This is a genomic window from Pacificoceanicola onchidii (assembly GCF_004804335.1).
GTDB lineage: Bacteria > Pseudomonadota > Alphaproteobacteria > Rhodobacterales > Rhodobacteraceae > Pacificoceanicola > Pacificoceanicola onchidii.
In genome coordinates this window covers 185,006-207,190 of the sequence record NZ_SRXY01000006.1, presented here as the reverse complement: position 1 = coordinate 207,190, position 22,185 = coordinate 185,006, and the positions used below count along the sequence as shown (strand labels likewise).

Sequence of the window (22,185 nt, the reverse complement as noted above, 5' to 3'; positions counted from 1 at the left end):
CTTAATAGCGCCTTATTCATTTGGGAGCATCATTGGATCAGACGCAGAATGCGGAGAGACCACCATGAACGAGGCTTTGACTTTCATAACGGAAAACTGGGCAAGCGTGTTGGGCTACGGCGCCTTGATCGCGCTTGGTCCGTTTTCGTGGCGCTTTGGAACGGCGCTTGTGACCGGGTTCTGGCGCGGGTTCACCGATGGCAAGCTGGTTGAAAAGGGCCGGGCGGCGTTTGACCTTCCAAGCCGGGATATTCCGCCGGACAGCGAGGCCTCCTTAAGCATTGATGCGCTCCTGGACGAGGCGTGGCAGACCGAGGATTGGGTGCGTCTGGGCAAACTTCTGCGCGAGATCGAGAGCGCGCCTTTTGACGTAGGATACGGGATCAAAGCACATGACTATGCCGCTGACCATCTGATCGAGCCGCTTCTGGACGTGGGCGCTGACCTGCCTGCTGAACCACATGGTGACGATTTTGCCGGGCTTGAGGCGGAAGTGGACAAGATCCGCCACATTGCCATCACCAACCCGCATGTGCCGATGCTGACCGTTCTGCTGTGCCATACACTGACGCGGGCGGCCTGGATCGCGCATGGGCAATTTTATGGCCGGGTACAAACCTATGACGGCATGGGGCTTTTCCACAAGTGGAGCGCGGAGGCCGAAGGGCTGATCCGGGACACGGGCCGCGATCCGGCGCAATCGCCGCTCTTGGCGCAGGCGTGGTACCACTGTGCTCTGGCGCTGGATCATGAGGAGGCCGGGGCGGCTTTGCGGGACCGGTGGGAAAGCGTTTTGCGCGCTGATCCAGAGAACCTCGCGCTATGGGAAGAACATGCCCATCACATGCTGCCGGGCTGGTATGGCTCGGAAGCCGAAGTGGGCGCTGTGGCCGATCGCGCGGTGCAGATAACCGAAGAGGCATACGGCGGCACGATCTATGCGCGGATCATGATCGCGGTCTGGCCCTGCATCGAACTCACGGATGTGCCGGGCTACAGCGGCGCGCGTTTTGACAGGGCGTTGGAGGACGACATTCGTTACGCAGGCGGTCAGCCGCAGGCAAACCTCTACGCGGCGTGGTTCTGGCACAACGGGCCGCGCAGCGACACGGTGCGCATTTTCCGTGAGCATCTGGAAGAGGTCTATCTGGAGATGTGGCCGGAAGGGGAGCCGCGAGAGGCGCTCTATGCGGCCTTTGCCAAGGCGTTTGGAGGAAAGCCATCCGGCCGGGGTGGGGAGTCGCTGGAAGCGGGTGTTGTGCAGACGGCGTAAGGTGGGTTTGGCCTTGAGCGGCCGTTCATCTGCACCCGAGCGCGGAATCAAGCCCGAAGGGCGCCGCGCCATCGACGGGCCGCCCCCGCGGCACGGCGATTGGGTTGCGGTAGCGAGCCACATAAGCCTAGCGCGCCAGTGGCTGGGATAAATCGAGGGGATCAACGGTTGCATCGCCGCACCACGGCCCGTCGATGGCGCGGCTTGTGCTCTAACCCTGAGGTCCCGGATCAAGTCCGGGACGGGTGCGCGCACTATGACCGCTCAAGGCCAAAAACAGCCGTTATTCTTCTCCCAGCCACCGCAAAATCTCGCCCCGGTTGCCGTCGAGTTCCGGTGCAGGCCCGCGTGTTGTTGGGTCCGGCGCGTCGGAAAGCTTGATCGGGTTTCCGGCGGCCTTGTAGGCCGCGCGACCGTTCTTGTCCAAGACGTCCACCACCATGTTGCGCGCGAGGATCTGCTGATCCTTCATCACCTGATCGACTGTCTGGATCGGCCCTGTCGGAATACCCGCGGCGGTCAGTTTGGCGATCCAGAAAGCGCGGGTGTTGTCGATGGTCACAGCCTCGATAAGACGTTTCAAAAGCCGTGCGTTTTCGCAGCGCGCCGGGTTGGTGGCAAACCGCTCATCCCCGACCAAAGGCAGGTTCAGGGCGATGCAGAGCTTTTCGAAGAGCTTGTCATTCCCGGCAGCGATGACGAACAGCCCGTCGGAGGCGTGAAACGTCTCGAAAGGTGTGATCGACGGATGCCGGGCGCCAGACGGGGCGGGGGCCTTGCCAGTGACCGATGTGATCGCCACAGCGTGTTCCAGAATAGCCAGCTGACTGTCGAGCATGGCCACGTCCACCTTGCGCCCCTTGCCGGTTGTTTCCCGGTCATAAAGCGCCGCCAGAATACCCTGAGCGAGGAACATCCCGGCCACGATATCGCCGATTGAGGCCCCCACGCGGACCGGATCACGGTCTTTCTCGCCGGTGATGCTCATCACCCCGCCGCGTGCCTGCACCACCATGTCGTAAGCGGGGCGCTTGGAATCCGGGCCGGTGTGGCCAAAGCCCGATACCGCGCCATAGATCAAGGCCGGAAACTGCGCATGCAGATCCTCCCATCCATAGCCCATACGCTCCATCACGCCGGGGCGGTAATTCTCGAGAACCACATCGGATCGTGCCAGAAGCGCTTCGAAAACCGCGCGGTCCTCGTCGGCTTTCAGATCAAGGGCGATGCTCTTTTTGCCGTGGTTGATAGCCGCGAAATAGGCGCTTTTGCCGTCTTTGAAAGGCGGGAAAGCGCGGGTGTCGTCACCGATGCCAGGACGCTCCACCTTGATCACGGTGGCGCCCATGTCGGCAAGCGTCATGGAACAATAAGGCCCGGCAAGAACATGGGTCAGGTCGAGAATGGTAAGGCCGGCAAGCGGGAGGGCCATGGCGGTGATTCCTGTCGTTTGTTATGCACTGCTCTGTGACAGAAGAGCGTTACAGGACGGTAACGACAAGAGGCCTTGGCCGCCTGAGCGACAATTTGCAAGCCGGTTGCTCCCGCTTTGGTCAGGCTGTGTTTTTTCGCCTGCGCAGGAGGCCAAATGCGCCCAAAGCAGCCATCAGCAGCGGCAATCCGGCGGGCAGTGGCACCGGGGCGACAGCGGTGCTGTTCAGCACGTTGTTCAGGAACGTGATGGCCCCGGCGTTCGGAGTGGCGCCCCAGACCGGATTTTCATCGGCAAAGAACAGGGCATAGCCGTTGCCGTATTGCGCACCGAGCACCGCACCGCGTCCGCCGATGGTTGCGAAGGTGACGGGCGACAAAGGCAGACCGTTCAGATCGCGGACGTACGTGACATGGTGCACATAACTGCTGCTGACTGCCCCGAAACTTGAGTTGGCAGCAACGCCGGTCATGAACGGATGGCTGGAGCTGTTCCAAGTTCCGCCGGAATAGGTTTGGGCGGTATAGAGAAAACTGAAATGGTTGCTCCAGTAGTTCAACTCGGATGCAAACTGATAGTTGCCGCCGAACTGCACATAGATGCCGCCGTCATCGACCCATTCCTTGAGCGCCGTGATTTCCGCCGCCTGAGGCCTGTTTCGGCCCGCATAGTTGTGAGACCGCACGTGCATGAAGACATCGACGCTGTCGAGGTAGGCTGCGGTCAGGTCTCTTGCCGCTGGTTCAAAGCTATGCCCAAGGGCCTGCAACTGCGACACTGTCCCGGAATAGTCCCCGCCGGTCAGCGAGTCCGCGCCAGTGCGAAAGTTGTCGAGAGAGCCGACCGTGGCCGCCGTGGCGGGGCCGGCGGCCAATGCGCAAAGAAGAAAAGCCTTGCCCAGTAGTTTTGAAAACATGAATCGCATCCAATTCGGTCTAAAATCCCGGAAGACCCTAGCGGAAAGGTCTCTGCCGGGTCAAATCCCTCCCGTCTTTGTTTGCGCGTGGGCAACAAATCCCAACAGGTTCATCAAAAGTTGCGCAGCGAGGATGTTCGTGGAGCCGGTCGGATCATAGTCCGGCGCGACCTCGACCAGATCAATCCCGACGATCTCGCGCTCCTGTACCGCCGCCTGCAACAGCTCCAGCACTTCGTAATAGAGAAACCCGCCATGGCTCGGCGTGCCTGTGCCGGGGGCGATGGACGGGCAGAAGGCGTCGATGTCGATGGTGATATAGAGCGGCACGCCTTGCGGGATGCGGGCGGCGGTTTCGGCAATGCCAAGCTTGCGCACCTGCCGCACCGACAGAATATCAGCCCCCATCGCACGGGCGGCCTCGTAACCCTCCTTCGCGGTGCTGGAAACATTGCGGATGCCGATCTGGGTCAGTCCGCTCACATGGTCTTTCTCTGCTGCGCGCCGCATTGGGTTGCCATGGCCGCGCGTCACCCCGTGGCGCTCGTCAACAAAATCCAGATGCGCGTCGATTTGCAGGACGTGGAACGGCGAACGGCCCTCGTAGGCTTCGATGCAGGGGATGTTCACCGAGTGATCGCCGCCGATCACCACCGGCACCGCGCCCGCGTTCAGGGCCGCCTCGACCCCGGCACGGATGTTGGCGTGGCTTTGGATCGTGTCTGTGTGCACGATGTCCGCGTCACCCATGTCGACGATCCGCACGTCCTCGCCCAGATAGGTCACATCGTCTTCGTGTTCGTAAGCCCCTGCGTGGCCAAAGGAGAAAAGCGTCGAGGCTTCACGTACCCCGCGTGGCCCGAACCGGGCACCGGCGCGCCACTGGGTGCCCGCATCAAACGGCGCGCCAAGGATCGCGAAATCGGCATCCAGCGCGGTCCAGTCGGCCTCATGGGGTTTCTTGGCAAAGGTGCAGATTCCGGTGAAAGGCAGGTTCAGACGGCCGGTTGAATAGCTGTGGCTCATTTCAAGCATTCCTTGCGCGAGCGGCCGACCTGTGGTGCCATGGTTCGCGTGACGGTCGGACCGAATTAGCTGATGGCGTCACAAGACTATTAAAAGGGAGGGGTTTCAATGCCGTCGATGATTTTGAGAGTGTTGAGTGTATTTCTGATGATGTCTGGCGCGGCGCAGGCGCAAACGACCGAGGCAGAGCCGGATGAGACAACAACGGTGTCGTTCAATCTGGAAAACAGCATCCAATCCCCTAAGATCTGCAGCAGCTTTATTCAGGGCGCGCCCTGCAAGATCGAGGTCAAAGCGGATTCTGACAATTGCCGCGTGCGGTTCTCCCAGATCAACATCACGTTCACGGTGACGTACACCGGGTTTGGACGGAACGATCGCGCCAGCCGGGCGCATCAATGGAACGGGGATTCGTGCAATGTGACGACGAACTGGCCCATCTCGCACGAGGTGCGCGGCGGTGAGGTCAGGATTGACCTGTCGTATCGGATGACAAACGGTCAGAGCGGCACATACAACAAAAACCTCTCAGTACGTGGGGCCAACCCGGCCAAGGACGCCATTCGCGGGCGCATCGGCCTGTTGACCCACAGCATTATTCTTTTCCAGCGCAATGCGCTTGAGCAATTTGACGGATCCGGTCTGCCGAAGCGGGGGACGGGGTTTGGCGCTGGCGGGTTGGAGAACCCGAGCGCGGCGCAGCTTTGGAACTGGATGTCGAACGTGGATGCCGCCCGTGCGCCCTTTGCCCAGGCTTTCGCCGATGCCCGCGCGTTGCCCTCCTGGATGCGGCGCGGAGGTTTCCCTAAACTACCGGACTTCACCGAAGATCAAGCCAAGCGGCAGGGCCTTCAAAGCCTGGTTGGGGAATCCTACTACAAGCCGCACCAGAACGGCACCGTTTGGCGCGAAATCCGGGGCCGCAAACCTTTTGCCGACAAGATCGTGAAGATCGAGGCCGCGATCAACGCGGGCAAGCCGCCTGCTGGCTGGTAAGGCTTTGATGAGGATGCGCTCCAATTTCGTTTTGGCGCGTCCTCTTTTCGTGGCAAAACGGATGGACCGACCAGAGCGAAAAAAGGGGTCCCCATGCGCAAACTGATTTTCCTTCTCGCCACCCATGGCGCGGCGCTAGCCGCTGGTTTTGCGTTGGGCGTCTACTTCCTGCCGATCCTGACCGAGCCGGAATCGCCCGACGCGTTGATGTTGCAGGAAAAGGCACAGGGTGCGGAGTACACCGCCACGCTCACCCGTGATCTCGCGGGCAGCGATTTCCTGCATTGGGGGGAAGGGACCATCAGCCTCTCGCAAACAGAGATCGTGCACGAAGGCGCGCTGGCGCCGGGGCCGGATTACAAGCTTTATCTGGTGCCGGAGTTCGTCGAAGACGAGGCCGGTTTTGAACGGGTCAAAGCGCAATCGGTGCAGGTGGGCGACGTCAAAACATTCTCTGGTTTTGTGGTCACCGTTCCGGAGGGCGTGGATCTTGCCGCGTACAACACGGTTCTGGTCTGGTGCGAGGCTTTTGGCGAGTTCATCACCGCCGGGACCTATCGCTGATCCGCGCAAAGGCGGACTTGCCCGCAAGGCGTGCTTTCGCCCTTTCCACTGGAACGGATCCATGCAATAGGGACGTGCCAACCGATCCCCTCCCAAGGAGCCGCCCCCATGGAGATTCGCGAGGCCCTGACCTTCGATGATGTTCTGCTTGTTCCCGGTGCGTCCGAGGTGCTTCCCAGCACCGCCGACACACGCACAAAGGTGACCAAAGCCATTGATCTCAACATTCCGCTTTTGTCCTCTGCGATGGACACGGTGACCGAAGCCCGCATGGCCATCACCATGGCGCAGGCCGGTGGCATGGGGGTTATTCACAAGAACCTCTCTGCCGACGAACAGGCCCGGCAGGTGCGCCGGGTGAAGCGTTTCGAAAGCGGGATTGTCTACAACCCCGTGACCCTGACCCCAAATCAGACGCTGGCCGATGCCAAGGCTTTGACCGAGCGTTATGGTTTCACCGGCTTTCCGGTGATTGACGAGAACGACAAGGTTGTCGGCATCGTGACAAATCGCGACATGCGCTTTGCCGAACATGACGACACGCCGGTCAAGGCGATGATGACCTGTGAGCGGCTCGCCATTCTGCAGGAACCGGCGGATCGCCAGCAGGCCATCGCCATGATGAAAGAGCGCCGGATCGAGAAACTGCTCGTGACCGATGCGGCGGGCAAGCTGACCGGCCTGCTGACGCTCAAGGACACGGCGCAGGCGGTGGTGAACCCGACCGCCTGTAAGGACGAGTTGGGCCGCCTACGTGTTGCGGCGGCGTCTTCTGTGGGTGACAGCGGCTTTGAACGCACCGAACAACTGGTCGATTCCGGTGTGGATATTGTTGTAATCGACACGGCGCACGGCCACTCCAAAGGGGTGATCGAGGCGGTGGGGCGCGCCAAGAAACTCTCGAACGGTGTGCAGATCATCGCGGGCAACGTGGCCACTGCCGAAGCCACCCGCGCTTTGATCGACGCCGGGGCAGACGCAGTGAAGGTCGGCATCGGACCGGGCTCGATTTGTACCACGCGCATGGTTGCGGGTGTGGGCGTGCCGCAGCTGACCGCCATCATGGACTGCGCGGCGCAGGCCGGGGACATTCCGGTCATCGCGGATGGTGGCATCAAGTTCTCCGGTGACTTTGCCAAGGCCATCGCGGCGGGTGCCTCCTGCGCCATGGTCGGCTCGATGATCGCGGGCACGGACGAGAGCCCGGGCGAAGTGATCCTGTATCAGGGCCGTTCGTTCAAAGCCTATCGCGGCATGGGCTCGCTGGGCGCCATGGCGCGCGGCTCGGCGGACCGCTATTTCCAGAAGGACGCGGCCTCGGACAAGCTTGTCCCGGAAGGGATCGAAGGGCAGGTGCCATACAAAGGCAGCGCCGGGACGGTCATTCACCAGCTTGTCGGCGGCCTGCGCGCAGCCATGGGCTACACCGGCAACGCGACGGTTGAAGAGATGCGCCAATATGCGAATTTCGTGAAGATCACCGGCGCGGGTCTGAAGGAAAGCCACGTGCATGACGTGCAGATCACCCGCGAGTCCCCGAACTACCGGATTGGGTGATTTGACGCATCGCCCGTGATGTCATAGCGATCGCGCCCCGGGCCTGACCCGGGGCCTCGGCGGAAATTGTGCCTGAGCTTTCGGAGCCTGAGGTCCCGGGTTGGGCCCGGGACGTGGTTCCGCAGGATCAGACCGTCACGCCAGTGCCCTGCAAAACCCCATGTTCCAGCGCATAGCGGGTCAGCCCTGCCGTGCTGGAAATCCCCAGCTTGCGCTTGATGTTCTTGCGGTGCGTTTCGACCGTGCGCACCGAAATATCCAGGACCAGAGCGACTTCCTTGTTCGACTTGCCCTGCGCCAGTTGCAACAGAACCGATTGCTCGCGGTTGGTCAGCGGCTCGCGGCCGTTGTCCGGCGGGGCCAGAGCGCCCTCGGCCCCGGTGCACAGGTAGCGCTCCCCGGCCATGACCACGTCGATGGCTTTCTTGATTTCGTCGGTCGGGACGTCCTTGAGCACATAGCCTCGCGCGCCGTGGCTCAGCGCCGTTGAGATATATTCGGGCGTGTCATGCATCGACAGCACGAGGATGCGGGTGTCGGGCCGCCGTTCGAGGATCATCTCTGTCGCCGACAACCCGCCGAGGCCGGGCATGTTCAGGTCCATCAGGATCACATCCGGACTCAGGTCTTCCAACTGGTCGATGATCTGCTGGCCGTCGGAAAGCGTCGCCAGCACCTCGATATCGTCATAACTGTCCAGCAGGGCCTGAATGCCCTCTGCGACCATCGGATGATCGTCGACAACAACAACGCGGGTCACTTCAGTCATGCCTGCACCTTTGTTTTCACGGGTTGGCCTTCTTCGGGCGGAAGAAGGTGGCTGAGCGGAACCTGCGCTTCGATAACGGTGCCGGAGCGCGACGACAAGACCCGCAGGGTGCCGCCCAACTGTTCCATACGTTCCTGCATGTTCCTCAACCCTATGCCTTGACGCGGGCCGCGCGAGGCTTCGCCAAGCCCGACGCCGTTGTCGGAAATGCGCAGCGTTGCGCCGTCACGGTGGCCACGCAGGTCAATGGTAACACGGCTTGCGCCTGCGTGTCTTTCGACATTCGTCAGCGCCTCCTGCGCGATCCGGTACAGCGCGATCTTGCTGTCCTGATCGAGCCGGTTGCGGAACACCACGGTTTCAAACTGCGTGTCGATGCCTGTGCGGGCGCGGAAATCGTCGGTCAGAGCCTTGACCGCCGGGCCAAGGCCGAGGTCATCCAGAACGCCGGGCCGCAGGTCGCGGCTGATGCGGCGTACTTCGTGAATGGCTTCCGACAGGTTGTCTATGCCTTTACCAAGGGTTTCCTCGGCACGGTTGTCGTCCTGCAGGATGCGGCGTCTGGTAATGTCGAGCGCGTATTTCACCCCCACCAAGATCTGGCTGATCCCGTCATGCAACTCGCGCGCCACGCGCCCGCGTTCTTCTTCCTGCGTGTCGAACACCCGTTGCGTCAGTTCTTTCAGCTTGGCGTCGGCCAGACGCCGCTCGCGAATGTTGATGAACAGGCCGGAGGAGAAAACCAGCAGCAGGGCCCCCAGCGTGATCGCCCCGATATAAAGGAAGGTCTGCTGCACCCGCGCCTCGACCTCCGCCCGCGTGGCGGCGACGCTGTCGAGAATGTCGTCGATGAACACCCCGGTGCCCACCGCCCACCGCCATGACGGAAAGGAGGTGACGTAGGTGATCATCCGGGCTTCTTCCCCCGTGGAGGGTTTGGGCCAGAGATGTTCGATATACCCCGCACCGGCCCGCGCGGTGAAGATGAACTGCTTGACCACCGCCGTGCCTTCGCTGTCCGTCAATTCCCAGTGATTGCGGTTGATCAGCTCTGTCTGGCGGGGGGAGACGAGATTGTTGCCGTCGTAATCATAGACAAAGAAAAACCCCTCATCGCCGTAGATCATCGCGGCGAGGATCTGCATGACCTGTTCCTTGGCCAGATCATCTGTCGGGGAGGCGGTGCCGTAGACAAAGTAAAACCCGTTGCGCGCCTGCGTGACATAGTTCCGAAGCTCGCGCTTCTTGGCTTCGATGAGCTGCGTCTCAAGGCTGCGAATTTCCCGCTCCGCCAAGGCCCGCGACTGCGCCGCCACAAGGATCGCAATGGCCGAGACCGCAAGGATCATCGGCACGGAAGCCAGAAGGAACAGCTTCTGTCCATAAGAGGGGCGTAGGCGTTCGAGCAGGCCGGACATGCGCGCAACGCTACCTTATGGTTTGGGTTGGGGGAAGGGGCGGAAGTTTTCGATCAGGGTTGTGAATAGCAAACTGGTGCCACGTTTTGATCCCAACCAAAAAATGTTCCGAGCATTGCGTCTGGTGAGAGTTCGGATGAATAGTCGGTGACTATTGGTTTTGTCACGTCAAAGGGAATGCGCACTTGGACATTGGTTTGACGCTGAAGAGCCTCCAACGCTGCAAAGGCGTCAAATTGTGCCCCAAAACGATTGGCCAATTCGGGCAGAGTTTGCCTGATTTTCATCAGCAACTGCTCTCTGAGTGTGATGGGCTTTCCGTTTACCACGGGTACCTTCGGATTTTGGGTGTCAGCGGCGCTTGCGGGCACTCCCTGAAGGAATGGAATGACCGTGAATTTTGGAAATTCGCGTGGGGGGAGGGCGTGGATGATTTTCTTTGTTTCGGTATGAATGCGTTTGGAGACCAGTTTGCATACAACTTGTCTGACTTGGGGGCAGGCCAAGCCGCGCCAGTCTTTGTTCTGGATGGAATGACAATGGAGCCTGAAGTGGCATACGGTTGTTTCTCAGAGTTCTTCATTCGCGAAATCGTGGAAGGCGCTTCCAACCCCTACGACAGCGTGCTGCGCGACGCGCGAGACTACATTGGTCCTCTTTCAGGTAAAGAACTCCTCGCCTATGCTCCTCCACTGTTGTTGAGCGGGGACGAGGATCCTCAATTCTGTGTCAAATTAGAAGCGCGGACGGTTATGGTAGCCAACGGCGACGTATTCACTCAAGTAGAACAATTGCCCGAAGACGCTGAGATTTTGGGGGTGACCCCTTACATTGACAATTCTGGTCGCGGAAGGCTTGGGCTCGACGTTCTGAGCTGAAACGGCTCGGTGCCGTGCCCCTCTTACAATCAACCGCGTGACTGTGATGGCTTCTCCAAGCCCGCGCGCCCTTGCATTTCATAGGCAAGCGGTTTGGGAGCTTTCAGTGCGCAGCTGCAACTTGTGAGTCGCTCTGTGCCGGCAAGCTCACCTTCTGGTTCTGTGTTTCACCCAAAAACACACCCTATGGGTGCATTTTGCCGTTCTCATCGCGCCTAAAACTTGTCCTTTGGTCAATTAATCTGCCCAACTCCGTAGCAGTGGGTATTTCAATGAAACCACTTTGCGCCCAAGGTGCCCTCACTCTAACCGATCCGTGCGTGGCGAGAGGGCTGCGCACAACAGGACCTTATGGGAGGATTTCATAATGGATCGTCGTTCTTTCCTTCGCGCCTCGACAGTGGGCGCGGGCGCTGCCGCAGCCGCCTCGACCCTGGCCGCACCGGCCTATGCTCAGGGCAACCGCACCCTGACCATGGTCACCTCGTGGCCGCGTGGCTTTGCCGTTCTCGATGACGCGGCTTCCTACCTCGAAACCATGGTTGCCGAAATGTCCGGTGGCAGCCTGACCATCGACAAGAAAGCGCCGGGCGAGCTCGTTGGCGCACTGGAAGTGTTTGACGCGGTTTCTTCCGGTCAGGCCGACATGTACCACTCCGCAGACTACTACTTCATCGGTCAGCACCCGGGTTACGCCTACTTCACCGCAGTTCCGTTCGGCGGCACTGCGCAGGAAGTTTCCAACTGGTACTACCATGGCGGCGGCGAAGAGCTGCACGACGAGCTGGGCCAGATCTTCAACCTCAAAGGCCTGCTGGCCGGTAACTCCGGTTCCCAGTCCGGTGGTTGGTTCCGCAACGAGATCAACTCCGCAGACGACTTCAACGGCCTGAAGTTCCGTATGCCGGGTCTCGGCGGCAAGGTGCTCGGCAAGCTGGGCGCATCCGTTCAGAACATTCCGGGCGGCGAACTGTACCAAGCTCTGTCCTCCGGTGCTCTCGACGGTCTGGAGTGGGTTGGCCCGATGGCCGACGAACGCGCCGGCTTCCAGGAAGTGGCGAAAGTCTACTACACCGCCGGTTTCCACGAGCCGGGCTCCGCGCTTGCGTCCTCCGTCAACCTCGACGTCTGGAACGAGCTGTCCGACCAGCACAAAGCGATCCTGCGCTACGCTTCCATGGCGACCACGCAGTACCAGCTGGCCGAAACCCTTGCCAACAACGGTGCCGCTCTGGCGCGTCTGCAGGCACAGGGCGTCAAAACCCTGCAGTTCTCCGACGACGTTTGGGATGCATTCGGCAAGGCCTCCGCAGAGGTCATGGACGAGAACATGGGCGACGAACTCTTCGCCAAGATCCGCGAGTCCTTCGAGGCAAGCCTCGCGAACTCCGCGGCCTGGATCAACAAGTCGGACGGCTACTACGTTCAGCAGCGTATCCGCGTTCTGGGCGGCTAAGCCACTCGAAAATAAACCGAAAGGCTCCCTCCGGGGAGCCTTTCATCATAGTAAGGCAGGTGCGCGCCCGTATGGCGGAAAAGGCCATTCGCGCGGGCAACTTTGGGGGACATCATGGAAGACGATGCCGCAACCGGCCTTGGGGGGTGGATCCTTTGGATCCTCGAAAACCTCGCCATGGCCTTCTACAATCTTGGATATGCGTTGACCCATCCCAGCTCCTGGCTGGACTGGATCACCTGGAACAACACCGCCGAAGACAAGGCCAGCCTGATGAAGGTGGTCTACTACGGGGCGTCGAAAGAACTCTTCTTCGTCGCGCTCGTCATCTTCGTGCTGATCTTCATCGCGGGCATATGGCGCAACAATTTCCTCTGGGGCGTTGTGCGCGTGCTCGAAGGCTTTGCCAATACCATCGGGCGCTTTGCTGCCTGGGCCGGTCTTGCCATGGTGCTTCAGCAGGTGATCATCGTCTTCATGCAGCGGATTTTCACCCGGCCTGATATCTCAATCGGCTTCGGTATCCCGCTGCAGTTCGACATTTCGTGGTTTGCCGAAGAGCTGAAGCTTTTCAACGCGATGGTGGTGGCTCTTTGCCTGACGTACACTTTCGTACAGGGCGGGCACGTGCGTGTGGACCTCGTCTATGCTGCCGTGAAATTCCGTACCAAGCGGATGATCGACATGATCGGCTCCATGATCTTCATGCTGCCGATGGCAACGCTGATCTGGATGTACACATGGTTCTTCATGTGGCGTTCGCTCATCGTGCCGCCGGTTGCCCCCACGGATCCGCTGCAGCGTCTGGAGCTCAAGGCCCGTGCGGTGCGCTGGAACGTGGAAACCATTGGCTTCAGCCCCAATGGCTTCACCGGATACTTCCTGTTCAAGATCCTGATGATCACCATGGTCGGCATGATCTTCATCCACGCCTGGGCCTTCTTCTACCGCTCCTACCTTGAGTGGAAGGAAGGCGAAGAGTCCGAAGGCAAATATCTCGACAAAGACGTGCTCGAACAGGGTGAAGAACCCTACGACCACGCAGAATTCTAAGGGGCTGAGATCATGATTTTCGGATTGGATGGGGTCGAGATCGGCCTGATCATCGTCTTCCTTACGCTGTTCTCGGCGATCCTGTCGGGCTTCCCGGTGGCCTTTGCCATCGGCGGGGCAGGGGTTCTGTCGTTCGGCATCATCACTGCGCTGGACAGCGCCGGCCTGCTGGTTCACCAGGCCATTGATACGGGGTCCGAGGCCTACAAGGCACTCGTGGCCAGCGGGGTTCCCTCCAAGGGCATCTCGATATTCACGCACCCGGATCTCCCACGCTACGCGACCGAGTCGATCTTCCCGGATGGGGATGCGGCCAACGCGATGAAGCGCGTGATCGCGGGCATCACCAACCGCATCAACGAACGTGTGATTGCCGGTCAGTCCATCGAGACGCTGCTGGCGGTTCTGATGTTCGTTCTGATGGGGATCGTTCTCGAACGCTCCAAGATTGCGAACGATCTGCTGACCACCATGGCGCGTGTCTTCGGCCCGCTTCCGGGCGGTCTGGCTGTGTCCATCGTGGTTGTGGGCGCGTTCCTCGCGGCCTCCACCGGGATCGTTGGCGCGACCGTGGTGACCATGGGCTTGCTGGCTCTACCAACCATGTTGCGCAACAACTACTCGCCAGAACTGGCAACGGGTGTGATTGCGGCCTCGGGCACCTTGGGGCAGATCATTCCGCCCTCCATCGTGATCGTTCTGCTCGGCACGCTGGCCGGTGACCTTTACTCCGCCGCACAGGAAGAGCGCGCGCAGCTTCAGGGCTGTACCGATGCTCTGACTTATCTGGGCGAGCCTGCGGTTCTCTCCGTCGGGACATTGTTCCAGGCGGCGCTGTTGCCGGGTATCCTCTTGGCTGGCCTCTATGCGGCCTACGCCTTCGGCTTTGCCATGCTCAACCCGTCCAAGGCGCCTGCCGTGGAACTGGGCTCCGGCTCCGGCGAAGTGGTGACACGCGGTGAAGCCTTCACATGGTATCTCGGTGTGCCGATCGCTCTGATCGCAGGCATGATGCTGATGTCCCAGGTCAATTTTGTTGGCAGCCAGGACACCACCGTCTCCAGCTTCACTGACCTTGGCGAAGCGGCGAGCCTGCGGACCAACGTCTCGGAAAGCTGTCAGGCTTCGATGATCGAACTACATGGCCAGGAAGCCTGGGATGCGGCCGTGGCCGAGCAGGCAGACATCGACGCGACAGGCGGTCAGACGGAAAGCACCCGTCGCAGCCCTGAAGAGATCGAAGCGCTGCGCGCCCAGATGGTCGAGGATGCTGCGCCCATCGGAACCGGCCTTGCCGTTCTGGCGGTGATCTTCGGCCTGATCCTTTCGGTTGCGCGCGGCGTGTCGCCGTCGTCCGAGCCGCTCCCGCTTATCATCGGTGCGGCAGGGATTGTGCTCGGTCTGTTGGTTGACGTTGTGGCCATTGGTCCGCTGACGTCCGCCTCCGGCACCGTGGCGTTCATGCTGCTGCCATGGGCCATGACCGTGTATGGCTGCTACCATGCGATGATCCGGCTTTCGAAGAACGAGCTTCTGCGCGTTGTCTTCCCGCCGCTGATCCTGATCGTGGCCGTGCTGGGCTCCATCCTCGGCGGTATCACCAACCCGACGCCCGCAGCGGCGCTCGGCGCGGCCGGTGCCATCATGCTGGCGGCTTACCGCAAGCTGCAGGATGAGGACAAATCGCCGAAGGTGATCATATGGTCGACCCTGTCGGTGGTTCTGCTGATCCTCGTGGGCATCAACTTCGACCTGCGGATCAACACCGAAACGGTGAGTGCAGAGAGCTGGGCGGCGTTCTTCTTCGCCAATGCGCTCTATCTCTACGCCCTGTTCGGTCTGTTGTTCTCCTGCTGGGTTCTGTACCGCTCCGGCGTTCTGACCCCGGCGGTGCGTGAGACCGCGAAGGTGACGAGCATGGTGTTTACCATCCTCATCGCATCGCAGCTGCTGAACCTCGTGGTGATCTCCTTCGGTGGCGAGCACTACATCCAGCAGTTCCTGCGCAGCTTCGAGAACCCGGCGACGGCCTTCATCATCGTGATGATCATCCTGTTCATCCTCGGCTTTGTGCTCGACTTCCTGGAGATCATCTACATCGTGGTGCCGATCGTGGGCCCGGTGATCTACGGTGCGCACTTTGATCCGAAGTGGGTGACGATCATGATTGCGGTGAACTTGCAGACCTCGTTCCTGACGCCACCCTTTGGCTTCGCGCTGTTCTACCTGCGCGGTGTGGCACCGAAGGAGGTCACCACAGGCCACATCTACCGTGGTGTGATCCCCTTCGTGCTGATCCAGGTGGTTGGTCTGGCGATCCTGTGGTGGTTCCCGGGCATCGTGACCATCGTACCGGACCTGATCCCATAAGGTGGATCTGAACAAGAAACAGAGAAAGGGCCGCTCCTGATGGGGCGGCCCTTTTGGTTTGGAAAGTTGTGGCTTTTTGCGGCCGTTCATCTCACCACAGGCGCGGAATCAAGGCCGCAGGCCGCCGCGCCCATCGACGGGCCGCCCCCACGGCACGGCGATTGGGTTGCCGTATCGAGCCACATGAGCCTAGCGCGCCAGTTCCTGAGATAAATCGAGGGGATCAGAGGGTGGATCGCCGCACCACGGCCCGTCGATGGCGCGGCTTGTGCACTGGCCAAGAGGTCCGGGATCAAGTCCGGGACGGGGTAGGCTCAATGTCCGCTTCAGGCCAAAACCCGCCTCAGGACGCCTTGCTCAAAGGCCCTTGGCCATCCTTCAGCGCCATCCACGCATCGTATTGCGCGAGGAACACTTTCCCGGTCAGCTCATCAAGGAAGTGCGAGCGTTTCAGGCGGTCCATGACCGGTCCTTTGACTTCTGTCAGGTGCAGGGCAATGCCCATTTCGTCCAGTCGCCGGTTCAATTCTTCCAGCGTCTCAAGCGCGCTCATGTCCACTTCGTTCACAGCCGGGAACATCAGGATCACATGTTTCAGCGGCTGATCGCAGGTCACGCGGCTCAGCACGTAGTCTTCAAGAAAGCGCGTGTTGGCAAAATAAAGGCTCTCGTCGACGCGCAACGTGATAATCGTTGGATCGGTCTCCACCTCATGCCGCAGGATGTTGCGGAAGTGCTGGGTGCCGGGCACCAGCCCAACCTCGGCCACATGCGGGCGGGACGTCTTGTACAGGTGCAGGCCGATGGAGAGCAGAACCCCTGCCGAAACACCGGTTTCCACACCGAAACCAAGGGTCAGGACGATGGTGGCGGCCACGGCGGCGAAGTCGACCTTGGAATAGCCCCAGGTCTTCTTGAGGATCGAGAAATCGACAAGGCTCAGCACGGCGACGATGATCGTCGCGGCGAGCGTCGCGTTGGGGAGAAAATAGAGCAGGGGGGTGAGCAGGAGGGCGGCCAGCGCGATGCCGATCGCCGTGAAGCCGCCAGCCGCCGGGGTTTCTGCGCCCGCGTCGAAGTTCACCACCGAGCGCGCAAAGCCGCCGGTCACCGGGTAGCCGCCCGAAATCGCCGCCGCGATGTTGGAGGTGCCCAAACCGATAAGCTCCTGATCCGGCACGATGCGCTGGCGCTTCTTGGCCGCGAGGGTCTGCGCGACGGAGACGCTTTCCACAAAGCCGATGATCGAGAGCAGCAGGGCGGAGACAAACAGACTGTTCCATAGCTCCGCCGAGAAAGACGGCAAGGTCAGCGGCGGCAGACCCATGGGCACCTCGCCCACGATCCGCACGCCCGCCCAGTTGTTCAGCCCAAAAAGCCAGGTGACAAGCGTTGTCACCGCCACAGCGCCCACGGGACCGGCTTTGGCCAGAATATCCGCCATGCGTGGCTTGAGCCCTTTCTTGAGCAGCAGTGGCTTCAATCCTTTGCGGACCCAGAACAGGAAAGCCGTGGCCGAGACGCCGATGATCACGGTAACGATGCTTGTCTGCCCGATGTTCTCCCAGATCGACCCAAGCACGCCGGGCAGCGTGTGGCCATGCACCGAAATGCCCAGGATGTGCTTGAGCTGGCTGGCCGCGATCAGGATGCCGGAGGCGGTGATAAAGCCTGCAATCACCGGATGGCTGAGGAAGTTGGCCAGAAAGCCGAGCCGCAGCACACCCATGATCGTCAGGATCACACCGGAAATGAAGGCAAGCGTGCCTGCGGCGATGGCGATCTCCAGAGGGTCTGTCAGTCCCAGATTGCCAATGGCAGCGGCAGTCATGAGAGAAATCACGGCCACGGGACCAACGGCCAGCGCGCGTGACGTGCCAAAAATCGCATAGGCGACCAGAGGCAAGATGGAGGCATAGAGGCCCATTTCCGCAGGCAGCCCGGCCAGCAGCGCATAGGCGAGCGATTGCGGGATCAGCATGATGGTGACAATCACCGCCGCCACCAGATCGGACGTCATGGTGTCGCGATTGTAGGTCTTTGCCCAGTCGAGGATCGGCAGATAGCGGGTGAAGGTCTTGGCTGTGATGCGGGCCATGGCTCTTGTCCTGTGTCTCCGAGGTCGGAACGACTCGGGGGTCGCGTGGTCTTCTCTATATATTCTAATATTTGAATTTTATAAGCCCCACCAGACGGGCCTTCCAAAATGTCGCGCCCTGCCGGTTGGGGCAGGGCGCAGATGTCCCGGCATTTCGCCGGGACCTCAAGATCCAAAATGTGGTTTTACTTGGCTGATACGGTTTCCGGTTTTGCCAGCCATTCCTTGCCGCGCAGCATGGCCTTCCAATAGACCGGCGGCAGGATCTGCTCCTTGAGCACCCATGCGGCGCGTGTCGGCTTGGTGCCGTCGATGACCCACTTGGGGAAGCTCGGCAACAGCGTGCCGCCATAGCCGAATTCCGCCAGCACGATCTTTCCACGCTCCACGGTCAGCGGGCAGGAGCCGTAGCCGTTATAGAGCGACACGGGCGAGCCGCCGTCGATGTCGGCGGCGATGTTGTTGGCCACCACAGGTGCTTGCATCCGCGCCGCGGCGGCGGTCTTGGCGTTTGGCGCGTTCATCACGTCGCCAAGGCTCCAGATGTTGTCATAGGTCTTGTGACGCAGGGTGCTCTGATCCACATCGACCCAACCAGCCGCATCGGCCAATGGCGAGACGCGAATGAAGTCCGGCGCGATCTGCGGCGGGCAGACATGCATCATGTCGAACTCGACGGTGACCTCCTCGGCCTCCGTTTCGGGCTTGGCGACCTTGAAGGTCGCGGTCTTGGCCGGGCCATCGACGCGCACGAGATTGTGGAAGAAGTTCAGCGTTGCGTCATACTTCTTCACGTATTCTTCGAGCGCCGGGACATAATCCTTGACCCCGAAGAGCACACCGCCTGCGTTCATGAACTGAATGTCGATGTTCTTCAGAACGCCGTTGCGGAACCAGTTGTCGCCTGACAGATACAGCGCCTTTTGCGGCGCGCCCGCGCATTTGATCGGCATAGGCGGCTGGGTGAAGAGCGCGCGGCCGGACTTCATCCCCTTGACCAGTTCCCATGTGTAAGGCGCAAGATCGTAGCGGTAGTTGGAGGTCACACCGTTTTTGCCAAGCGTGTCCACCAGCCCCTCAACGGCCCCCCAGTTGAGCTTCAGTCCCGGGCAAACGATCAGGCGGTCGTATTTCACCACCCGGCAACCATCGAGGATCACCGCGTTGTTGTCCGGCTCGAAGGCTGCGACGGCGGATTTGATCCAATGCACATCCTTGGGGATAAGGCTACCCATGGTGCGCGCCGTGGTTTCGGCTTCAAACACACCGCCGCCAACCATGGTCCAGCCCGGTTGATAATAGTGCACATCCGCCGGATCGATGACCGCGATGTTCAGGCCCGGCTTGCGGGACTTGAGCGAGGAAGAGACGGCAATGCCCGCAGCGCCGCCACCGACGACAACCACGTCGAACTTTGCGTCGCCTTCGTCTGTCGGCGTCTTGCCGCCATTGACGATGCGGCGCACGACGCCCGCCATGTCATAGCCTGCGGACTTTGTGGCCTGCAGAATGTCTGCCGCATCCATGGTTTTGGCCTGCGACAGAGACCAAAGCGTCGCGGATCGTGTGCCGGTGCGGCAATAGGCGAAAACCGGGCCGGGAAGTTCCCGCAAGGCGGCCTCGAAATCCTCAGCGTCCTGATCGAGCACCTTGCCGCTGACGATGGGCAGGTAGCGGGCCTCGAGCCCTGCGTTTTTGGCCGCCGTCGCAATTTCGTCAAAGCTGGGCTGATCCGCGCCTTCGCCGTCCGGGCGGTTGCAGATCACGGAGCGATAGCCCGCAGCGGCGATTTTGCTCAGGTCGGCAGATGTGATCTGCGGCGATACCGTGATGTCGTCGTTGATCTTCTTGAACTCCACGGCGCGTCTCCTCGAAACCGTTGCAAATCTCTTCGCGGGCTTTTACATTCATATAAGTGAATGCGATATGAGTAATCGCGTCGCATGTCTGCCGATCTCTGCGGGCTGGCTGGGAGCCGCCGAAGCCCTGCGGCAGAACGAAGCAGCGGGCTTGACCGATTCGTATAGGTAAAATGCGTTTGATCGGCCCAATTCGCCAATTTCAGTCCGTATGCCTGCGCAAAACACGGTATTCAGGGAATTTGCCTGTTTACCATTTGCTACCTCATGCCGGTGCGAACAGCACAGTTTTATGACAGGAGAACCACAATGACAGACAAGATTGTCGTCGCATATGACGGCAGTGCTGCGGCCAAGCGAGCGCTCGCCTTTGCCTCGGCCTTGGCCCAGGAGAAGGGGGCCGCCGTTCTGATCGCGCACGTTCTGGAATGGTCGCCCTACTCCTTTCTCACCCCCACCGAGATTGAGGAACGCCACGCACGCCGCAAGGAAGAAATGTCCCGCGCCGAAACGGCCATTCTCGCACCTGCTCGTGCAGACGCAGAGAAGGCCGGTGTTTCGGTCGAAACTGTGATCAAGTACGGCCATATTGCCGAAACTCTGTGCGAGATCGCCAAAGACGCTGCTGCCAGTCAGATCATCGTCGGGCGGGACGGGCAGTCGTCCCTTGGGGCGCGGGTTTTCGGCTCTGTTGCCGGGAGCCTTGTTCAAGTTGCTCCGGTGCCCTGCACCATCGTCCCCTGAGCGCCAAGGCTCGTTACCAACAGGACTTATAGACAGATGCATACTCTCTTCAATCGGGCAGCAATGCTGGCCCCGAGCGCTGCGCTTTTGGCCATTCCAGGCCTCGCCCACGCACAATCCATCGATGAAAAGGTCAACGCGGCCTTCGCAAGCTCCACCGGCTGGTTCGTCAGCCTGATCTTCAGCCCGTTCCCCGGCACGTCGTTCCCGTGGATCGTGGCCTGGCTCGTTGTCGCTGCAACGGTCTTTACACTTTACTTCGGGTTTATCCAGTTCCGCGCGGCGCGGCATTCTATCGCGCTGGTCAAGGGCGACTACTCTGACCCCAACGACGCAGGCGAGGTCAGCCACTTCCAGGCGCTGGCCACGGCGCTCTCCGGCACCGTTGGTCTGGGGAACATCGCGGGTGTGGCGGTTGCCATCGGCATCGGCGGCCCCGGCGCGACCTTCTGGATGATCCTTGCGGGTCTGATGGGCATGGCGTCGAAATTCACCGAATGTACGCTCGGTGTGAAATACCGCAATGAATATGACGACGGCACGGTTTCCGGTGGTCCGATGTACTACCTGACCAAAGGCTTTGCCGAGCGTGGTATTCCGGGCGGCAAGATCCTTGCGGTTCTGTTCTCCATCTTCTGTATCCTTGGCGCTCTGGGTGGCGGCAACATGTTCCAGGCCAACCAGGCGCACCAGCAGATCTCCGGCATTGTCGGCGACTACCCGGGTTGGATCACTGGCGTGATCTTTGCGGCCGTGGTCTTTGCCGTGATCGTCGGCGGCCTGAAGTCCATTGCGAAGGTGACCGAAAAAGTCGTTCCGTTCATGGGTGTGCTCTACGTTCTGACCGCACTGGTCATCATCGTGATGAACGCTGACATGATCGGCTGGGCCTTTGGTCAGATCTTCGCCGGGGCCTTCACCGGTCTGGGTGTTGCTGGCGGTATGGTCGGCGCGCTGATCCAGGGCTTCAAGCGGGCGGCTTTCTCCAACGAAGCAGGCGTGGGCTCGGCAGCCATCGCGCACTCCGCTGTGCGGACCAAAGAGCCGATCACCGAAGGGTTCGTGTCTCTCCTGGAGCCGTTCATCGACACCGTCGTGATCTGCACCATGACCGCTCTGGTGATCATCATCACCGGTCAGCTGGCGATTGACGCGGAAACCGGTCTCTACATCGTGGAAAACGGCGCGATCAAAACTGTCTCCGGCGCGTCCGGCGTGGGCCTGACCTCCGCAGCCTTCGGCTCGGCGATCAGCTGGTTCCCCTACATCCTCGCGATTGCGGTGATCCTGTTCGCTTTCTCGACCATGATCTCCTGGAGCTACTACGGCCTCAAGGCATGGACCTACCTCTTCGGCGAAGGCAAAGGCACGGAAATCGTCTTCAAGGTGATCTTCTGCATCTTTGTCGTCATCGGCGCAGCGGCCAACCTCGGCCCGGTCATCGACTTCTCCGACGCGGCGATCTTTGCCATGGCCGTGGTCAACATCATCGGGCTCTACTTCCTGATGCCGATCGTGAAGGCCGAGCTGGAAAGTTACTGGTCGCGGCTTCAGTCCGGCGAAATCCGCCGCTTCAAGGACTGATCCTGAGCCAAATCCAACTGGAAAGGGCCACCTTCGGGTGGCCCTTTTTCTTAACGCTGGTTCGGGTTTGGAAACGGTTTGTTAACCAAAAGCCCCAAAATTGCCGCGGCGTCAACGTTTGGCCGCCGGAAACGATTTGCATCTTTGATCGTACCGGTTGAACAGCCGGAAACAATCAAGTGCAGTAAATTT

At 60.5% G+C, this 22,185-nt stretch carries 17 protein-coding genes; 10 read left to right on the top strand and 7 right to left on the bottom strand.

All coding sequences use genetic code 11. The annotated features are described in order from the left end of the window. Positions 1-64 precede the first annotated feature (64 nt). Entirely contained in the window at positions 65-1,273 is a 1,209-nt protein-coding gene (locus E4662_RS16555) for a hypothetical protein (RefSeq protein WP_136442718.1), read from the top strand. 283 nt (positions 1,274-1,556) lie between these two features. Here the strand turns inward: E4662_RS16555 and E4662_RS16550 are convergent, their stop codons facing one another. From E4662_RS16550 to speB, 3 genes are all read right to left on the bottom strand, one after another. Then, a complete protein-coding gene (locus E4662_RS16550) occupies positions 1,557-2,705 on the bottom strand; it encodes a CaiB/BaiF CoA transferase family protein (protein WP_136442717.1) in 1,149 nt (382 codons plus the stop codon). A 121-nt stretch (positions 2,706-2,826) separates the two neighbouring features. After that, on the bottom strand, positions 2,827-3,621 hold the full coding sequence (locus E4662_RS16545; RefSeq protein ID WP_240705224.1) for a VPLPA-CTERM sorting domain-containing protein: 795 nt from the start codon (positions 3,619-3,621) through the stop codon (positions 2,827-2,829). Positions 3,622-3,681: 60 nt separating this feature from the next. Further along, entirely contained in the window at positions 3,682-4,647 is a 966-nt protein-coding gene (speB, locus tag E4662_RS16540) for an agmatinase (protein WP_136442716.1), read from the bottom strand. Positions 4,648-4,755: 108 nt separating this feature from the next. Between speB and E4662_RS16535 the strand changes: the two genes are divergently transcribed. The 3 genes from E4662_RS16535 to guaB all read left to right on the top strand — a co-directional run bounded on the left by E4662_RS16535 (position 4,756) and on the right by guaB (position 7,764). Next, on the top strand, positions 4,756-5,643 hold the full coding sequence (locus E4662_RS16535; protein WP_168798005.1) for a hypothetical protein: 888 nt from the start codon (positions 4,756-4,758) through the stop codon (positions 5,641-5,643). Between the two features lie 93 nt (positions 5,644-5,736). Continuing rightward, positions 5,737-6,207: a DM13 domain-containing protein gene (locus tag E4662_RS16530; RefSeq protein WP_136442714.1), complete on the top strand. Its 471-nt coding sequence runs from the start codon at positions 5,737-5,739 to the stop codon at positions 6,205-6,207. Between the two features lie 108 nt (positions 6,208-6,315). Continuing rightward, positions 6,316-7,764 (top strand): IMP dehydrogenase, encoded by a 1,449-nt coding sequence (gene guaB, locus E4662_RS16525; protein ID WP_136442713.1) that lies wholly within the window; start codon positions 6,316-6,318, stop codon positions 7,762-7,764. Between the two features lie 127 nt (positions 7,765-7,891). Here guaB and E4662_RS16520 read toward each other — a convergent pair whose 3' ends face one another. Both E4662_RS16520 and E4662_RS16515 read right to left on the bottom strand, forming a co-directional pair. After that, the gene (locus tag E4662_RS16520) at positions 7,892-8,533 is read right to left on the bottom strand and encodes a response regulator transcription factor (protein WP_136442712.1); all 642 of its coding nucleotides are present in this window, start codon (positions 8,531-8,533) and stop codon (positions 7,892-7,894) included. Further along, positions 8,530-9,951 carry a cache domain-containing protein gene (locus E4662_RS16515; protein ID WP_136442711.1) on the bottom strand — a complete coding sequence of 474 codons (1,422 nt, stop codon included), beginning with the start codon at positions 9,949-9,951 and terminating at the stop codon, positions 8,530-8,532. Before E4662_RS16515 ends, E4662_RS16520 begins: the two co-directional genes overlap by 4 nt. A gap of 185 nt (positions 9,952-10,136) precedes the next feature. On the opposite strand from E4662_RS16515, the gene E4662_RS16505 reads away from it, so the two are divergent. From E4662_RS16505 to E4662_RS16490, 4 genes are all read left to right on the top strand, one after another. Then, positions 10,137-10,829, top strand: a complete 693-nt coding sequence (locus tag E4662_RS16505) for an SMI1/KNR4 family protein (RefSeq protein ID WP_168798004.1) — start codon at positions 10,137-10,139, stop codon at positions 10,827-10,829. Positions 10,830-11,196: 367 nt separating this feature from the next. Continuing rightward, positions 11,197-12,285: a TRAP transporter substrate-binding protein gene (locus E4662_RS16500; protein WP_136442708.1), complete on the top strand. Its 1,089-nt coding sequence runs from the start codon at positions 11,197-11,199 to the stop codon at positions 12,283-12,285. 114 nt (positions 12,286-12,399) lie between these two features. Beyond that, the gene (locus tag E4662_RS16495; protein WP_136442707.1) at positions 12,400-13,338 is read left to right on the top strand and encodes a TRAP transporter small permease subunit; all 939 of its coding nucleotides are present in this window, start codon (positions 12,400-12,402) and stop codon (positions 13,336-13,338) included. A gap of 12 nt (positions 13,339-13,350) precedes the next feature. Further along, the gene (locus tag E4662_RS16490; protein ID WP_136442706.1) at positions 13,351-15,708 is read left to right on the top strand and encodes a TRAP transporter large permease; all 2,358 of its coding nucleotides are present in this window, start codon (positions 13,351-13,353) and stop codon (positions 15,706-15,708) included. A gap of 343 nt (positions 15,709-16,051) precedes the next feature. Here the strand turns inward: E4662_RS16490 and E4662_RS16485 are convergent, their stop codons facing one another. Then, a complete protein-coding gene (locus tag E4662_RS16485; protein WP_136442705.1) occupies positions 16,052-17,806 on the bottom strand; it encodes a SulP family inorganic anion transporter in 1,755 nt (584 codons plus the stop codon). Positions 17,807-17,991: 185 nt separating this feature from the next. Next, on the bottom strand, positions 17,992-19,665 hold the full coding sequence (locus E4662_RS16480) for a bifunctional protein tyrosine phosphatase family protein/NAD(P)/FAD-dependent oxidoreductase (RefSeq protein ID WP_136442704.1): 1,674 nt from the start codon (positions 19,663-19,665) through the stop codon (positions 17,992-17,994). A 309-nt stretch (positions 19,666-19,974) separates the two neighbouring features. Between E4662_RS16480 and E4662_RS16475 the strand changes: the two genes are divergently transcribed. Next, positions 19,975-20,409: a universal stress protein gene (locus E4662_RS16475; RefSeq protein WP_136442703.1), complete on the top strand. Its 435-nt coding sequence runs from the start codon at positions 19,975-19,977 to the stop codon at positions 20,407-20,409. Positions 20,410-20,445: 36 nt separating this feature from the next. Then, on the top strand, positions 20,446-21,993 hold the full coding sequence (locus E4662_RS16470) for an alanine/glycine:cation symporter family protein (protein WP_136442702.1): 1,548 nt from the start codon (positions 20,446-20,448) through the stop codon (positions 21,991-21,993). Positions 21,994-22,185 lie beyond the last annotated feature (192 nt).

What these genes read in the sequence shown, in the direction of transcription:
- E4662_RS16555 (WP_136442718.1), top strand. Translation starts at nt 65, where the DNA reads ATGAACGAGGCTTTGACTTTCATAACGGAAAACTGGGCAAGCGTGTTG.
- E4662_RS16550 (WP_136442717.1), bottom strand. Translation starts at nt 2,705, where the DNA reads ATGGCCCTCCCGCTTGCCGGCCTTACCATTCTCGACCTGACCCATGTT.
- E4662_RS16545 (WP_240705224.1), bottom strand. Translation starts at nt 3,621, where the DNA reads ATGTTTTCAAAACTACTGGGCAAGGCTTTTCTTCTTTGCGCATTGGCC.
- speB (WP_136442716.1), bottom strand. Translation starts at nt 4,647, where the DNA reads ATGAGCCACAGCTATTCAACCGGCCGTCTGAACCTGCCTTTCACCGGA.
- E4662_RS16535 (WP_168798005.1), top strand. Translation starts at nt 4,756, where the DNA reads ATGCCGTCGATGATTTTGAGAGTGTTGAGTGTATTTCTGATGATGTCT.
- E4662_RS16530 (WP_136442714.1), top strand. Translation starts at nt 5,737, where the DNA reads ATGCGCAAACTGATTTTCCTTCTCGCCACCCATGGCGCGGCGCTAGCC.
- guaB (WP_136442713.1), top strand. Translation starts at nt 6,316, where the DNA reads ATGGAGATTCGCGAGGCCCTGACCTTCGATGATGTTCTGCTTGTTCCC.
- E4662_RS16520 (WP_136442712.1), bottom strand. Translation starts at nt 8,533, where the DNA reads ATGACTGAAGTGACCCGCGTTGTTGTTGTCGACGATCATCCGATGGTC.
- E4662_RS16515 (WP_136442711.1), bottom strand. Translation starts at nt 9,951, where the DNA reads ATGTCCGGCCTGCTCGAACGCCTACGCCCCTCTTATGGACAGAAGCTG.
- E4662_RS16500 (WP_136442708.1), top strand. Translation starts at nt 11,197, where the DNA reads ATGGATCGTCGTTCTTTCCTTCGCGCCTCGACAGTGGGCGCGGGCGCT.
- E4662_RS16495 (WP_136442707.1), top strand. Translation starts at nt 12,400, where the DNA reads ATGGAAGACGATGCCGCAACCGGCCTTGGGGGGTGGATCCTTTGGATC.
- E4662_RS16490 (WP_136442706.1), top strand. Translation starts at nt 13,351, where the DNA reads ATGATTTTCGGATTGGATGGGGTCGAGATCGGCCTGATCATCGTCTTC.
- E4662_RS16485 (WP_136442705.1), bottom strand. Translation starts at nt 17,806, where the DNA reads ATGGCCCGCATCACAGCCAAGACCTTCACCCGCTATCTGCCGATCCTC.
- E4662_RS16475 (WP_136442703.1), top strand. Translation starts at nt 19,975, where the DNA reads ATGACAGACAAGATTGTCGTCGCATATGACGGCAGTGCTGCGGCCAAG.
- E4662_RS16470 (WP_136442702.1), top strand. Translation starts at nt 20,446, where the DNA reads ATGCATACTCTCTTCAATCGGGCAGCAATGCTGGCCCCGAGCGCTGCG.